Consider the following 13273-nt stretch of genomic DNA (forward strand, 5'->3'; position numbering starts at 1 on the left):
GTCTTGGCCATCGTACCCTCCCTCTCCCCGCACAGCCTTGCAAACAACGCTCTGCTGTGGGGCAGCTCTTATTTAGCTCTGATCGTGGGGCTGCACGCAGCTTGACCCGATCCGTTACGTATCAAGCTCAACGCAAACGGCAGGCCTGTCAATCGCAATTTTGCACATGCGTGCAAGCGCGAAACCGGGCAAGTTGTGGTGAACCTCGACCGCGCTTTGCGCCGCGATCCTCGCGCCTGAGCAGGTCGGGCACCGTTGGCCAAAGCGGCTACGGCCCGGCGGCTGCGATCATGCGCTTCGGCAAAACCGTCTTGGGAGCACTCTCATCATGGGAGCTCAGGGCGGTCCGGCCGCCTCAACCGGGCGGGCAGGACGTCAAGTCCGGGCAGCCCGGCGGGAACGTCACTCGACATCCAGGCCCGCATCGCATTCGTCGATCAGCCAGGAGCGAAAGGTCGAAACCTCCGCCCGCATTCGGGAGAGCTTTGGCGTGAGAAGATAGAAGGCTCGCTCCGAGGCGAGTCGCAGAGTCGTGCCGAACGGTGCCGCCAGGCGTTGCCCGGCAAGATCGTCCGCGACGAGGGCAGATGGCGCAAGCGCCACGCCCTGGCCGTCGAGCGCGGCAGCCAGTGCCAGTGCGGTCTGATTGAAGCGGCGCCCGACCGTATGTGGGGTCGAGGCGTTTGCAAGTTCGAGCCAGAGTGGCCATGCGTCATGGGCGTCGTGAAGGAGCGTCGCTCCCGCGAGGTCGTCCAGGCTCGATAGTGTCTGGGCCATGGAGGGGCTGCAGACCGGAAAGAGGTCGTCCGCAAGCAGGCGCCGGGCATCGAGCGAGCGCTCAAACGGCGGAGCCGACAAGCGCACTGCGAGATCCGGCAGGCCATGTCCTCCGAGGCGCTCGGTCGATTCCGACGCCAGGACGCGCACCTCGACATCCGGCGCAATCACGGAGAATTTCCCGAGCCGGGGAATGAGCCATCGTGCCGCGAAGGAGGGGGTGACAGTCACCGTCACGCCGCGTCGTTCCCGTTCCTGCGTGGGTTCGATTGCGGCCATGGCGCCCGCGATGAGTGCGAAGGCCCGCCTGATCTGCGGATGAAAGGCCCGCCCGGCCGCGGTGAGCGCGAGGCCGCGCGGCTCGCGCTCGAACAGGGCAACCCCGAGGCCTGCCTCCAGAGCGCGGACCTGTTGAGCGACCGCGCCATGCGTCACGTTCAACTCTTCCGCCGCAAGGCGAAGATTGAGATGGCGCGCGGCCGCATCGAATGCGCGCAAGGTCGCGAGAGGGGGCATTCGTGACATGAGGAGGGTGTAGCAACGCTACAGGGACACCGCACGGAAAATCCATGGCTCGGGGCGGCCTCGTCGCCTACGACCAATTGCAGCAGGCAACCAGGGGAAAGTCCATGACTCAGAAAGTCGCGATCATCACAGCCGGCGGCAGCGGGATGGGGGCCGCCACCGCGCGCCGGCTCGCCAAGGACGGTTTCGCAGTTGCCATCCTGTCCTCATCCGGCAAGGGCGAGGCCCTGGCTCATGAACTCGGCGGCATCGGAGTCACCGGTTCGAACCAGTCCAACGACGATATCAAGCGCCTCGTCGATGCAACTGTCTCCCGCTGGGGGCGCATCGACGTTCTGGTCAACAGTGCAGGCCACGGCCCGCGCGCGCCGATCCTGGAGATTCCGGACGAGGACTGGCATCGCGGCATGGAGGTCTATTTCCTGAGCGCCGTGCGGCCAGCCAGGCTGGTGACGCCGGTCATGCAGGCTCAACGCTCCGGATCGATCATCAACATCTCGACGGCATGGGCTTTCGAGCCCGACGCCATGTTCCCGACATCGGCCGTGTTCAGGGCCGGGCTCGCGTCCTTCACCAAGATTTTCGCCGACAAGTACGCAGCAGACAATATCCGCATGAACAACGTGCTCCCCGGCTGGATCGACAGCCTGCCGGCCACCGATGAACGGCGGCAGCGCGTGCCGCTGCAGCGTTATGGCAAGAGCGATGAAATCGCAGGCACGATCGCCTTCCTTGCCTCCGACGATGCCGGCTACATCACCGGGCAGAACATTCGCGTCGATGGTGGCATCTCACGCGGAATCTGAGCGGCAGGAACGCGGAGAGCTTTGGATGGTCTGGGACCTGCTGGAAACGCTTGCAGGCCCTCAAGGACGTCCGGCGATGCCCTTCCCACAGAACGCTCTTGCCCGATTGCCACGGGGTTGAGCGTGGCCCGAGCCAGGCGGAGACGCTGGCCGGTGATGGCCGTCTGCGCGCTCCGGACCGCTCATGAACGGCCGCTTCCTGATGGGCTGAACACCGACCACCCCGTCGCTTCGGCAATGCGCTCCAGCGCGAGGGTGCCGAGGCGGGAATTGCCGCATTCGTTCAGTCCGGGCGACCAGACGGCGATTGCGGCCTTGCCCGGCGCGATCGCCAGGATGCCGCCGCCGACCCCGGATTTTCCGGGCAGGCCGACGCGGAAGGCGAAGTCGCCGGAAGCATCGTAATGCCCGCAGGTCAGCATCAGGGCGTTGATCCGGCGGGCTCGCTGCGCCGAGATCACCCGTGCTCCGCCTGGCGAGTGCAGGCCGCCCAGCATCAGGTAGCGCCCAGCCATGGCGAGTTGCCGGCAGCTCATGGCGATGGCGCATTGGTGGAAATAGACGCCAAGCGTCAGCGGCGCCGCATGCGTCAGATTGCCGAAGGCCTTCATGTAATTGGCCAGCGCAATATTGCGGAAACCGGTCTCTTGCTCGGCACGGGCCACGGTCTCGTCGATGACGATCGTCTCGTCCTCGGCGAGATAGCGGATGAAGCGCAGAAGTTCGCCGATCGCGACGCGTGGTTCATGCCCGGCGAGATTGACGTCGCTGACGACAAGCGCACCGGCATTGATGAACGGATTGCGCGGAATGCCCTGTTCGCGCTCGAGCTGGACGATCGAGTTGAAGGGGGTTCCGGAAGGCTCGCGCCCGACACGGCGCCAGAGTGTGTCGCCGACCTTGCCGAGCGCCTGGGTCAACGCGAAGACCTTCGAGACGCTCTGGATCGAGAAGGGTTCTTCGGCATCCCCGGCAGCATGCGTTACGCCGTCGGAGGTGACGATGCACAGGCCGAACTGTCCGGGATCGACATGGGCGAGCGGCGGAATATAGCTCGCGACCTCGCCCCGCTCGGGATGGGCGGCCATCTCCTGGGCCACCTCGTGGACGATCCGTCCGATATCTGCCACGGCCGCTCTCCGCTTTCCCGCACGGCAGGAAGCCCGAGGGCGGCGAGGGGGTCAAGATTGCGGCGCGCCAGATCGACCCTGCAAGGCGGTCGTTGCGGTGCTCCAGGCGACGATGCTTCGCTCCCGCCCGACGCAGTGGGCGCGCGGCATTGACTGGCCAGGATCGCCTTGGCGAATCGTCCCTGGGGAGGAGCGCTGCGATCTGCAGCAAGCCGCGGATCTCGGGCTCAGTGCAGTTGGCGGCCCGAGCTGAGCAGCGGCGGCGCGCCGGGGAAAGGCCGGTCGAGTTCGCTCCGCGACGCGGACGCGATCATGCAGCGCGACTTGCCGCGCGACTTGGCCTGATAGAGTGCGCTGTCTGCCGCGGCGAGCAGGGTCATCATGTCGGTGCCGTGCTCCGGAGCAAGCGCAATCCCGACCGAGGCTCCCACCGTGACCTCATGCTTGTTGTCGAGCTCGTAGGGCCGCGAGATCTCGCGGATCAGCCTTTCGCCGAAGCCGAGGAGTTGTGTGGCCTCGGTTTGCTCGGACAAGACGATGAATTCGTCTCCACCCATCCGGGCGGCGAGATCACCATTGCGGATCATGCCGCGCAACCGCTCGGCGACGAGCTGCAACAGCCGGTCTCCGGCCATATGGCCGTAGCTGTCGTTGACGGCCTTGAAGCCGTCGAGATCGAGATAGATCAGTGCGAGCCGCTTCTGCCCGGCATCGCGGGCGAAATGCGCGTCGAGCGCCTTCGTCAGGCCCGAGCGGTTCGACAGCCCGGTCAGCATGTCGTGGCGGGCATGGAACTCGTTCTCACGCTCGGCGCGCATCGTCGTGACCAGCATCTTGTTGAGCGTATGGGTCGCCCGGCTCATGCTGAACAGGTAGAATGGGATCTGCATGAAGACGATCAGCATGATCGGTTCGCCGAGGAAGGGCGCGGCAAAACAGCAGGCCCCGAGCGTGAGGAAGATCATCACTCCTGCGAGACGTGGCGCCCCGTAATTGCGGAAGCAGATGCCGCCGATCATCGCGGCGGCCGACAGGCAGGCAAGTGTGGCCACGACCCAGTCGCCGCTGCTCAGGCTGATGAATGTGCCGTAGCCGACACCGCCGGCCCAGCCGACGCCGAGCAGGATGTAGAGATCCGTTGGCGTCTCCTTGCCCTGCCTCGCCCGCTTCTGGGCGAGGAGCAGCACGAAGAGCCGCGTCACGCAGCAGATGAGCTCGAAGGCGCACCAGAGCACGAAGGGCAGCGTCGGAATTCGCATCGCGATCAGAAACGACACGGCGATGGTGTTGATCACGCCGCCGGCGAAGATCGGCAAGGTGCCATAGAGGCTGCCAATCAGGGCGACCCGGATGTCGGCCGGCACATCCGGACCAGCATCGGTCAGCCAACGCGTCAGGCGCCAGCGCGGCAAACTGTAGCTCGATGCCTCGCCGCTCATGCGCGTGCTGCGACTCCCTGGCCGTGAGGTTCTGAAAGAGGCCGGTTCGAGACCGGCGCTCCTCGGCTCATAGGGCCGAGGCGTTACGATTCCGTGTGGAAGGCGCAATGACTTCTGCACATTCCCTAGCGTCCGACCGTCACGCCGCCGCGATTACAGGCTCTTGCCGGAAAGTTTGATCAGCCGGGCCACCTGGGCATCCAGGAAACCGCTGCTGCGCGCATCGGTGAGGTTGCCATCGGCATCAAACACCTTGTCGGCGAAACTGACGGCGACCATCTCGGGCACCATCAGCGCGCCGAAGCCGAGCTCGAGCGAGGTCCGCAGCTGGGTCAGCCCGCGATAGGCTCCGAGCGCGCCGGTCGAGGCGCCGCCAAGCGCCACGACCTTGCCGGCAAGGCCGCTGGCGGGGGCGCCGGGCTTGGCGGTCGATGCCCAATCGAGCGCGTTCTTCAAGGCAGGGGCGTAGCCTGCATTGTATTCCGGGCTCGCGATGTAGAGGCCGTCATGCGCGTCGATCAGAGCGCGCAGCTCATGGGCTGGCGGCGGCGCGTTGCCGAAGCCCGTGGCATCGACCAGGGGCAGCGGATAGTCGCCGAGCGAGATCTGTTTCACCTGGGCGCCGGCTGCGCGTAGCCTTTTTGCCGCCAGCACCGCGAGCTTGGTGTTGAGTGAGCCCTCGCGCCAGGAACCGGCGAAGACGAGAATCCTAGGTGCTGGCATGCGACGTCCCCATGGCGTAGCCGGGAAGTTCCAGCCTGACCGCGATCAGGAAAGCCTGCACTCTTGCCGGCGGCCTGAAAACCCGGGCTGGGGTATCGACACCATGCACGATAGGGCGGGTGGGACCATCGCCAGGGAACCGTCGCAGTCCTATGCCGCGCGACGATAGACCCAGACGCGCGCTGGCGGGATATTCCGCAAGACCCAGTCGGACACCATGGCCTTGAGGCCCGAACCCTTCCGCGGCACTGGCGAAATCACGGAGTAGGTGAACTGGATAAAGGGTGCATCCTGGACGAGCAGCGTAAAGGCGTCCTTGACGAGGGCCGTGCGCGTGGCCGGCGGGCGCGTGAACAGCGGCAGGCTGGAGACGACGGCCACGGCCTTCTCATTCAGATGCCCGGCCAGTGTCGTCGACAGTGCATAGGCGTCGCCTTCCACCACGGTGGCGCGCGGAAAGCGCTCGCGCAGCAGCTTGCAGAATTCGGGGCTGTACTCGACCAGGATCAACCTGGACTCGTCGATGCCGCGCTCGATCAGCGCCTCGGTCACCGGCCCGGTCCCGGGGCCGATCTCGATCACCGGACCAGGCACGCTCGGATCGACGAATGAGGCCATGCGGCGCGCCAGGAACGGGCTCGACGGTGTCACCGAGCCGGTGCGCAGCGGGTCGTCGATCCAGGATTTCAGGAAGCGGGCATCGTCGCCGAACTTCGCCTTGGCTTCATTGACCCGCGTCTTCAGCTTCCCGGCCGTGTTGCGGACCTCGCCCTCGACCTTGTAGCGCACGGCGGCGACCTTCAGCCTGGCCTCGGCCACGCTATCGGCCAACTCTGCGGCCGTGACGCGCATTTCGCCCTCGATGCGAGCGGCAACGCTCGATTTGCCGAGCCGGCCGGCGAGCGCGCTGCGAGAATCCCGGGTGGTGGAAGAACGCGTCATGAAACCTCAGGCCCCGCCCCGTTAGCCGAAGCATCAGAACGAACAGATGCCGCTAGCGAGCAGAATTGACGTTAACCGTCAAGAAGTTCGGGTCAAGAGTGCCGCGTAGCGGTTGAGCTGTTTCAGATCAACGGTCTGGGATGGCGTTCCCGTTCGAAAAGCAGGGCCATGCGCGCGGTCAGCCGCGGGTTGAGCAATGTGAGCCGTCCTCCGGCAAGCGAGAAAAGGCCGGCCCGGCGCAGGCGGGACCAGGTCTTGCTGGTGTGGACAAGTGACAGGCCGAGCGCATCTGCGAGGTGCTGTTGCGACAGGGGGAACTGGAAACCATTGTCACTGACGAGATCGAGCGCCTCGGCCCGGCGATAGAGCGAGATCACCAGTGCGGCGATGCGTTCGCCGGCGTTGCGTTGGCCGACCGAGGTCAGGTTCTCGTCGATCAGGCTTTCCTCACGGGAGCCGAGCCAGGCGATCTCGTAGGAAAGCGACGGCATGTGCACGAAGAGGTCCCAGATGCGCTTGCGCGGAAAGGTGCAGAGCTCGACATCAGTCAGCGCCTCGATGCCGTGCTGGGCCGCGCTCAGGAGGGACGCTTGCAGGCCGACCAGATCGCCCGGCAGCAGGAAGTTCAGAATCTGACGCCGCCCGTCGGAGAGCGATTTGTAGCGAAAGGCCCAGCCGGAGAACAACGTAAAGAGTTCGGCATCTTCCTGGCCGGGGTGAATGACCTCCGATCCGGCTGGAATGGACCGATGATCGATCTTCATCCCCTGAATGAAGCGGACTTCCTCATCGCTCTTGTCCTTGAATGCCGGCTTCAGCCGCAAAGGGCAGGCGAGGCACGGTACTCCGAGCCGGGCGATGCTGGCATGGTCTGGCATGGTCTTCATGGCCCTATTATGCGCGGGGGAGCCGGCACAGCTCAATGTCGAATCGCATGTCTCGTGCGGTGCAACATATCCTTGGCGATTGACGGAACTGGCAGAAGCTTCGCGGCGTTCTAGCGCCGTGGAGCGTGCCGATCTCCAGCCTCCGGGTTATGATTGCGACACCTCGCGATGATGCTCCGGTCAACGACATCTCGGGCGGGAGTTGCAAGGCCATGGCTGAGACGCCGCAACCATCCAGGCGGTCGCGCATGCGGCAGTTTTTCCGCATCGCGCTGCGGTTCTGGAGCGGTGAGACCCGGGTGCGCGCCTGGGTTCTGACGATAGCGGTGCTGGTTTTCGTCGCTGCGCAGACGGCGACCGCCGTCGGCATCAATAGCTGGAACCGGTTCTTCTTCGACGCGCTGGAAAAGCGCGATACCGGCGCCGTCTGGTCGGTGATCGCCTGGCTGCCGGCGCTCGTCGTCGCATTCAGCCTGTCGCTCTCCGCCCTTGTGATCAGCCGCATGCTGCTCCAGGCGCGATGGCGGGAGGACCTCACCAGGCGCCTTGCCGGCTGGTGGATCGCCGATCAGCGCTATTATCGGCTCGGCTTTCTCACCAAGAGACAGACGGCACCCGAATACCGGATCGCAGATGATGTCCGGCTGGCGATCGAGCCGCTTGCCGAATTCGCGATCGGCTTGATCAGCGCTGCGGTGACGGCCGCGACCTTTGCCGCCATCCTCTGGCAGGTCGCAGGCTCAGCTCACTTCACGCTCGGTGGGGTGCCGGTCGTGATCCCTAGCTACATGGCGCTGGCCGCGATCGTCTATGCGGCGGTCGCGTCGCTGGCGGCCTATCTCACCGGGCGACCGCTCGTCGCTCGCATTGCGGCCAAGAACGAAGCCGAGGCCCAGTTCCGCGCAGAAATGACGCGATTGCGTGAGAATGCCGAGAGCATCGCCCTGATCAAGGGCGATGCCGACGAGCGCGCATCGGTTGGCGAGAACTATGGCCGCGTCCTGGCCGCCTGGCTTCGCGTCATTCGTCAGCAAGGCGTGATCGCATTGGTGCTGAATACCAATGGAGCCTTGTTTCCGATCGTGCCGCTGCTGCTGATCGCGCCGAAATATCTCTCCGGCGAGGTTACGCTCGGCGCCGTGATGCAGGTCGTCGCCGCGTTCAGCGCCGTTCAGGCCGCGCTGATCTGGTTCGTCGACAATTTCGTCAGGCTGGCCGAGTGGTTTGCCTCCGTCACCCGCGTCGACGAGCTTGTCGAAGAGCTTGAAGCGCTCGATGTCGGCACGATCATGGTCGGCGAGACCCAGATCTCGCTCGGTGAGAGCAATGACGGCGCGATTCATATCAAGGAGCTCTCACTCGCGCACAGCAATGGGCGCGTCGTCATCGCAGACGCGACGGTTGTGATCGAACTCGGCGAGAAGGTCCTGATTGTGGGCGAGAGCGGTTCCGGCAAGAGCACGCTGATCCGGTCGCTGGCCGGCCTCTGGCCATGGGGTTCAGGCTCGATCCAGGTGCCTCGCGGCAAGAGCATCGCCTTCGTGCCGCAGAAGCCCTACTTGCCCCTCGGCGATTTCAGGACGGTCCTCCTCTATCCCGATTCCGATATCCCCGTCAGCGACGAGACCATCATTGCCGCCCTTCGGCGCTGCGGCCTGGCCTATATGGCCAAGCGCCTCAACGAGGAGGACAATTGGGATCGCGTCCTGTCCGGCGGCGAGCGTCAGCGTGTCGCCTTCGTGCGATTGCTGATCCAGAAGCCCGATATCATCATCATGGACGAAGCGACCTCGGCCCTTGATGAGGACAGCCAGAACTCGCTTCTTGGACTGTTCGAGGGCGAACTCGCACACGCGACGGTCATCAGTGTCGGTCACCGTCCGGGGCTCGAGGATTTCCACGACCGCAAGATCACCCTGGAGAAGCGTCTCGCCGGCGCGCATCTGAGCTCGCGCCGGATCGGCAAGTCGCTTTGGCGGCTGTTTCGCAGCCGTCAGCCCGCCAACGAGGACGAGGTGGTTTGAGCCGCCGCTCCCGGTTTCGTGATTGCCGCCACCCCCACAACGGGAACCGAACGGGCGGCGTCGCGTTCTCTTCGACGTAAGCCGGTCAATGGTGACCGGTCGTGGCGTAGGGAGAGACAGATGTTGAATGACAGCCTTGCCCCCATCAAACGCGCCTTCGCCTTCTTTGGAATCATGGGCGCGGTGGTGGCCACGCTGACCTTCGGCTCGGCTCTCCAGAGCACGACCGATCAGAGTTCGACCTCCGTCGCGGAGGCCAAGATTCGAAACAACTTCCCGACAGATACCCAGCTCGCATCGGTGGATCCCGCCCAGAGGGTCGCCGATAGGACCAAGCGCGCCATCGCAACCTCTCAGGAGGCTCGCGTGGTCGGGCCGGTCGCCAGCGTTGTTCGTTGAGCCGGAGCATTCTGCGGGGAAGCGGAAGCAGGGGCGCTCGGTCGCGGTGCGACGGGCGCTCCGCGCGCGCTTGTCAGGCGTGAAGCCGCCTTCGGGCGGCTTGCTTTGTCTGTGGTCGCACTGACTGCCGTGAGGCGCATCGCTTTGGCCCTGGAGGGTTTTTGTGCAGCTGCGTATCCGTCATGCGACGACCTATTGCTACGCCCAACCGGTTGAGTTCGGACCGCATCGCCTGATGCTGAGGCCGCGGGACAGTTTCGATCTGCGGGTCGTGGAAACCGCGCTCAGCATCACGCCGGCGGCGCAGTTGCGCTGGATGCATGATGCCTATGGTAACTCGGTTGCCATCGCGAGCTTCGAGGGGCTGGCCGATAGCCTCGACATCGTCAGCGAACTGGTGGTCGAGCGCTTCGGACCGGCTCTTCCAAGCCCGGTGCTCGCGTCGGACGCGGCTATGACGGGGGTTGTCTACACTCCCTCCGAACGCGCGGCGCTACAGCCCTATCTGGCTCTGGCAAGTGCGGATCCGGATGGTGCTCTCGACCAATGGCTTCTTAGCTTTCGCGCGCGGAGCGGCGCCGGCACCGGGCACCTCTTGCGGGATCTCGCCCATGCCATCAATGACACCCTGACCTACGCCATTCGCTATGACGAAGGCACGCAACACCCACTCGACACGCTTCAGCTGGGCTGCGGCTCCTGCCGCGACTATGCGTGGCTCTTCATCGAGCTGGCGCGCCGCCTAGGCTTCGCCGCCCGTTTTGTGACCGGCTATATTCACGAGCGCACCCTGGAAAGCGGAGGCCTCGTCTCACCGGTCGGCTTGACGCATGCCTGGGCTGATGTCTTCATCCCCTTCGACGGCTGGGTCGAGTTCGATCCGACCAATGATCTCGTGGCCGATCGCCAATTGCTGCGTATCGCTGTCGCCCGCGTTCCGGAGGACGCCTCGCCAGTCTCCGGCAGCTATACCGGGCTCGCCGGCGCCTTTCTCGGCTTGAACGTTGGGGTCAGCATCGAACCCGTCGAGACGAGCTCCTGCTGAGCAGCCTCAGTCACGATGCACGATACGCCACGAGCCCAGTGAGCGCCCGCCCGGCGCGGAGACCTCGGTCGCGGCGATCTGTGTCAGCAGACCGGCAAAGAGCTTGGGTGGTTCGGCATGGTCGATTTCGCGATCCGCCGCGATGCTGATCTCGATGTTCTCTGGATCGATATCGGCTGCTGTGACGGTCACCGTGAGGCCGGGGCCATGCCGCAAGGCGCGCCCCACCACATCGACGATCAGGAATCCGAGCGGAATGATCCGGTCGACGGAAAGGGATGACATCGTCTCGATCCGGCTCACCAGGCCCTGGTCCCGACGGCGGATGAGGTTCGAGATCATCGTCATGACGTCGTCGAGGAACAGATCGACGCGGACAGGCTGCATTTCACCGTCGGCGAGTGTGAAGCGATAAGCTGCGGAGAGGACGTGGACGCGACATTCGGCGTCGGCGAGCGCAAGCCTGGCTTCGCCGCGGGAATCGCGCTTGGTCAGCCCGATATAGCTCTGCACGACCTGGAGGCTGTTCTTCACCCGGTGATGCAGCTCGCGAACCAGGAAGCGATTGTCGTCGAGGGCGTTCGAGAGCTTGCGTTGTCGCACCTCCTCCTCCTCGACCATGGCGTTGAAGGCCTCCGCCACGCTGCGCATGTCGCTCGGCATGTCTTCCGCGACCGGGGCCCGGGCACTCGACAATTTCGCACGCGTCCTGGCTGCGACCTCGATGCCGCGCAGCCAGCGCACGCAATGCCGGTCGATCGCGCGTAGGTAGACGAAGCAGAGCAAGGCGAGCGTGAGGAGCGGGGTCAGCAGCAGAATGAGGAACTGCGTCTGGGCCGCACGTTCGGCTGCGTTGTCGAAACTCGCGATCACATAGAGGTCCGGCTCGGCGACCATGCGCGCGGCATAGGCGCGCTTGGGGCCGGCCCTGCTTGCCGCCTCCCAGCGCACCTTGACCTCGGGCACCACTTCCTGAGCCGGCAGCCAGGACTCGTCGCCTTCCTCCGCGCCCCGGCTGGTCACGATTCCGCTGCCCCGATGGATCAGTGCGACCGCAAGGTTCTCATCGCTCTCGCCGAGATCGAAGACGTTGTTGAGAAGGTCGGGGTCGGCGAGCAGCAGAGATTCCTGAACGGGCTGTGCGGGGTCATTGCTATGCGCATAGACTGCGAGATAGCGCTGCTGGTCGAGGGTCAAGTCATCATAGCGCACGCTCGCCAGTTCCGTGCCCGCCCAGATGCGGACCGGTGGTTGGGCGCTCAATCGCTCCGCGGTCGCGGCAAGTTTGGCTGGCGTAATCTGGGGGGCGAGCGAGACCGAGCAGATTTCGCCGTTGCGCATCTTGAAGTGCAACGCGCTGAAGCCGGTTACCCGCCTCAGAATCTCCCGGGCTGCCGCATCGCAATCACTATTGCCCGCCGTGCCCTTGACTGCGGCGGCCGTCAGCAACGAGCGCAGAGCACCGCGATACCAGACGCGGGCTCGCACGGCATAATCGTCCGCCGTGCGGATCTGGAAGGTCTGAATTGAGGCGATGACAGTACGATAAGTCGTGATCGCGGCGATCGCCGACAAGCAGGCGATCGGCAATGCGATTGCGACCAGCAGGGCAAGCAGCCTGCCGCGGACGGTCTTGAACCGCGCCAGTCGCATTAGGGTCGGATGGGTTCGGAGCTGGTCCTGTGAACGGCCGCCGCGCTCTGACGATCGGGCCCGAGATCATCGAGACCTTTGATGGACAGCAGCTCAGCAAGCTTGGTGCGCGCCCTGTTGACGCGGCTCTTGATGGTGCCAATCGCGACGCCGCAGATTTCAGCAGCCTCCTCATAGGAAAGGCCTGTCGCGCCGACCATGATCAGCACTTCTCGCTGCTCTTCCGGAAGCTTGGCCAAGGCCTTGCGGAAATCGGCGAGATCGAGATGGCTCTCTTGATTGCCATGCACCGCCATGCGCTCGGCATAGGTGCCTTCGCTATCCTGCACCTCGCGACCGCGCTTGCGATAGAGCGAGTAGTAGGTGTTGCGCAGGATGGTAAAGAGCCAGGCGCGCAGGCTGGTGCCTGGTTCGAACTTGTCCGAATTGCCCCAGGCCTTGAGCAAAGTATCTTGCACCAGATCGTCAGCGAGCTGCATCGACCCCGAAAGCGACGCTGCAAAGGCACGCAGGTTCGGGATTTCCTTGATCAGGCCGTCCTTGAACTCAGGGGCGCTCATCACTTGCTTCCTCAGCGGATGAACGGCTTTCCTTGGCTTCCAGCTGCGCCAGCAGAACCAGGAATTTGTCTGGGATGGGTGCGTTGATCAGATCGTCGTAATGGGCCTTCAGCGAACGGCCAATCGATTCCTGAACCCTGGGATCCAGAATGGCTTCGAAATCCGTCTCGTCGCCTCCGTTCGGCTCTGGCATCTCGATCTTCATACCACTCATCATACCCTCGCGCCGACGCCGCTCCGCTCTTGCTGCAGGGGCGGCCGGATTGCCCTGTTCAACCGACTTTCAATTCCCAGCCGATCATGATCCGCCGGGAATATCATTGACACGTATGCTGCCAGATAACGGTCCAGTTCCAGAAAAGT

Annotated in this window: 13 protein-coding genes; 4 read left to right on the forward strand and 9 right to left on the reverse strand. The window is 64.5% G+C overall.

The features are described from left to right. Positions 1-402: 402 nt before the first annotated feature. Positions 403-1293 carry a LysR substrate-binding domain-containing protein gene (locus AB4099_RS14675; protein ID WP_441478600.1) on the reverse strand — a complete coding sequence of 297 codons (891 nt, stop codon included), beginning with the start codon at positions 1291-1293 and terminating at the stop codon, positions 403-405. A gap of 113 nt (positions 1294-1406) precedes the next feature. Here AB4099_RS14675 and AB4099_RS14680 point away from each other — a divergent pair, with 113 nt between their 5' ends. Next, on the forward strand, positions 1407-2108 hold the full coding sequence (locus tag AB4099_RS14680; protein WP_441478601.1) for an SDR family oxidoreductase: 702 nt from the start codon (positions 1407-1409) through the stop codon (positions 2106-2108). Positions 2109-2290: 182 nt separating this feature from the next. Here the strand turns inward: AB4099_RS14680 and AB4099_RS14685 are convergent, their stop codons facing one another. The 5 genes from AB4099_RS14685 to AB4099_RS14705 form a co-directional block, all read right to left on the reverse strand. Further along, entirely contained in the window at positions 2291-3238 is a 948-nt protein-coding gene (locus AB4099_RS14685) for a glutaminase (RefSeq protein WP_441478602.1), read from the reverse strand. A gap of 227 nt (positions 3239-3465) precedes the next feature. Continuing rightward, entirely contained in the window at positions 3466-4677 is a 1212-nt protein-coding gene (locus AB4099_RS14690; RefSeq protein WP_113516870.1) for a diguanylate cyclase domain-containing protein, read from the reverse strand. Between the two features lie 153 nt (positions 4678-4830). After that, on the reverse strand, positions 4831-5400 hold the full coding sequence (locus AB4099_RS14695; RefSeq protein WP_113516871.1) for an NADPH-dependent FMN reductase: 570 nt from the start codon (positions 5398-5400) through the stop codon (positions 4831-4833). A 150-nt stretch (positions 5401-5550) separates the two neighbouring features. Continuing rightward, positions 5551-6342 carry a class I SAM-dependent methyltransferase gene (locus AB4099_RS14700; RefSeq protein ID WP_441478603.1) on the reverse strand — a complete coding sequence of 264 codons (792 nt, stop codon included), beginning with the start codon at positions 6340-6342 and terminating at the stop codon, positions 5551-5553. A gap of 122 nt (positions 6343-6464) precedes the next feature. Further along, on the reverse strand, positions 6465-7229 hold the full coding sequence (locus AB4099_RS14705) for a Crp/Fnr family transcriptional regulator (protein WP_441478604.1): 765 nt from the start codon (positions 7227-7229) through the stop codon (positions 6465-6467). A 248-nt stretch (positions 7230-7477) separates the two neighbouring features. On the opposite strand from AB4099_RS14705, the gene AB4099_RS14710 reads away from it, so the two are divergent. The 3 genes from AB4099_RS14710 to AB4099_RS14720 all read left to right on the forward strand — a co-directional run bounded on the left by AB4099_RS14710 (position 7478) and on the right by AB4099_RS14720 (position 10697). After that, a complete protein-coding gene (locus AB4099_RS14710) occupies positions 7478-9253 on the forward strand; it encodes an ABC transporter ATP-binding protein/permease (protein ID WP_441478605.1) in 1776 nt (591 codons plus the stop codon). Between the two features lie 120 nt (positions 9254-9373). Continuing rightward, positions 9374-9652: a hypothetical protein gene (locus tag AB4099_RS14715; protein WP_441478606.1), complete on the forward strand. Its 279-nt coding sequence runs from the start codon at positions 9374-9376 to the stop codon at positions 9650-9652. Positions 9653-9815: 163 nt separating this feature from the next. Next, the gene (locus AB4099_RS14720; RefSeq protein ID WP_441478607.1) at positions 9816-10697 is read left to right on the forward strand and encodes a transglutaminase family protein; all 882 of its coding nucleotides are present in this window, start codon (positions 9816-9818) and stop codon (positions 10695-10697) included. Between the two features lie 6 nt (positions 10698-10703). Here the strand turns inward: AB4099_RS14720 and AB4099_RS14725 are convergent, their stop codons facing one another. From AB4099_RS14725 to AB4099_RS14735, 3 genes are read right to left on the reverse strand one after another with little or no spacing between them, the layout of a single operon-like run. Continuing rightward, complete coding sequence (locus AB4099_RS14725; RefSeq protein WP_441478608.1) at positions 10704-12350, reverse strand: sensor histidine kinase; 1647 nt, start codon at positions 12348-12350, stop codon at positions 10704-10706. Continuing rightward, complete coding sequence (locus AB4099_RS14730) at positions 12350-12910, reverse strand: sigma-70 family RNA polymerase sigma factor (protein WP_043234959.1); 561 nt, start codon at positions 12908-12910, stop codon at positions 12350-12352. The genes AB4099_RS14725 and AB4099_RS14730 overlap by 1 nt, the downstream gene beginning before the upstream one ends. Next, on the reverse strand, positions 12897-13115 hold the full coding sequence (locus AB4099_RS14735; protein ID WP_162768292.1) for a NepR family anti-sigma factor: 219 nt from the start codon (positions 13113-13115) through the stop codon (positions 12897-12899). The genes AB4099_RS14730 and AB4099_RS14735 overlap by 14 nt, the downstream gene beginning before the upstream one ends. Positions 13116-13273: the final 158 nt, after the last annotated feature.

Origin of the sequence: Allobosea sp. 2KB_26 (genome assembly GCF_052115715.1) — a bacterium.
Taxonomy (GTDB): Bacteria; Pseudomonadota; Alphaproteobacteria; order Rhizobiales; family Beijerinckiaceae; genus Allobosea.

What these genes read in the sequence shown, in the direction of transcription:
- AB4099_RS14675 (WP_441478600.1), bottom strand. Translation starts at nt 1,293, where the DNA reads ATGCCCCCTCTCGCGACCTTGCGCGCATTCGATGCGGCCGCGCGCCAT.
- AB4099_RS14680 (WP_441478601.1), top strand. Translation starts at nt 1,407, where the DNA reads ATGACTCAGAAAGTCGCGATCATCACAGCCGGCGGCAGCGGGATGGGG.
- AB4099_RS14690 (WP_113516870.1), bottom strand. Translation starts at nt 4,677, where the DNA reads ATGAGCGGCGAGGCATCGAGCTACAGTTTGCCGCGCTGGCGCCTGACG.
- AB4099_RS14695 (WP_113516871.1), bottom strand. Translation starts at nt 5,400, where the DNA reads ATGCCAGCACCTAGGATTCTCGTCTTCGCCGGTTCCTGGCGCGAGGGC.
- AB4099_RS14700 (WP_441478603.1), bottom strand. Translation starts at nt 6,342, where the DNA reads ATGACGCGTTCTTCCACCACCCGGGATTCTCGCAGCGCGCTCGCCGGC.
- AB4099_RS14705 (WP_441478604.1), bottom strand. Translation starts at nt 7,229, where the DNA reads ATGAAGACCATGCCAGACCATGCCAGCATCGCCCGGCTCGGAGTACCG.
- AB4099_RS14710 (WP_441478605.1), top strand. Translation starts at nt 7,478, where the DNA reads ATGCGGCAGTTTTTCCGCATCGCGCTGCGGTTCTGGAGCGGTGAGACC.
- AB4099_RS14715 (WP_441478606.1), top strand. Translation starts at nt 9,374, where the DNA reads ATGTTGAATGACAGCCTTGCCCCCATCAAACGCGCCTTCGCCTTCTTT.
- AB4099_RS14725 (WP_441478608.1), bottom strand. Translation starts at nt 12,350, where the DNA reads ATGCGACTGGCGCGGTTCAAGACCGTCCGCGGCAGGCTGCTTGCCCTG.
- AB4099_RS14730 (WP_043234959.1), bottom strand. Translation starts at nt 12,910, where the DNA reads ATGAGCGCCCCTGAGTTCAAGGACGGCCTGATCAAGGAAATCCCGAAC.
- AB4099_RS14735 (WP_162768292.1), bottom strand. Translation starts at nt 13,115, where the DNA reads ATGAAGATCGAGATGCCAGAGCCGAACGGAGGCGACGAGACGGATTTC.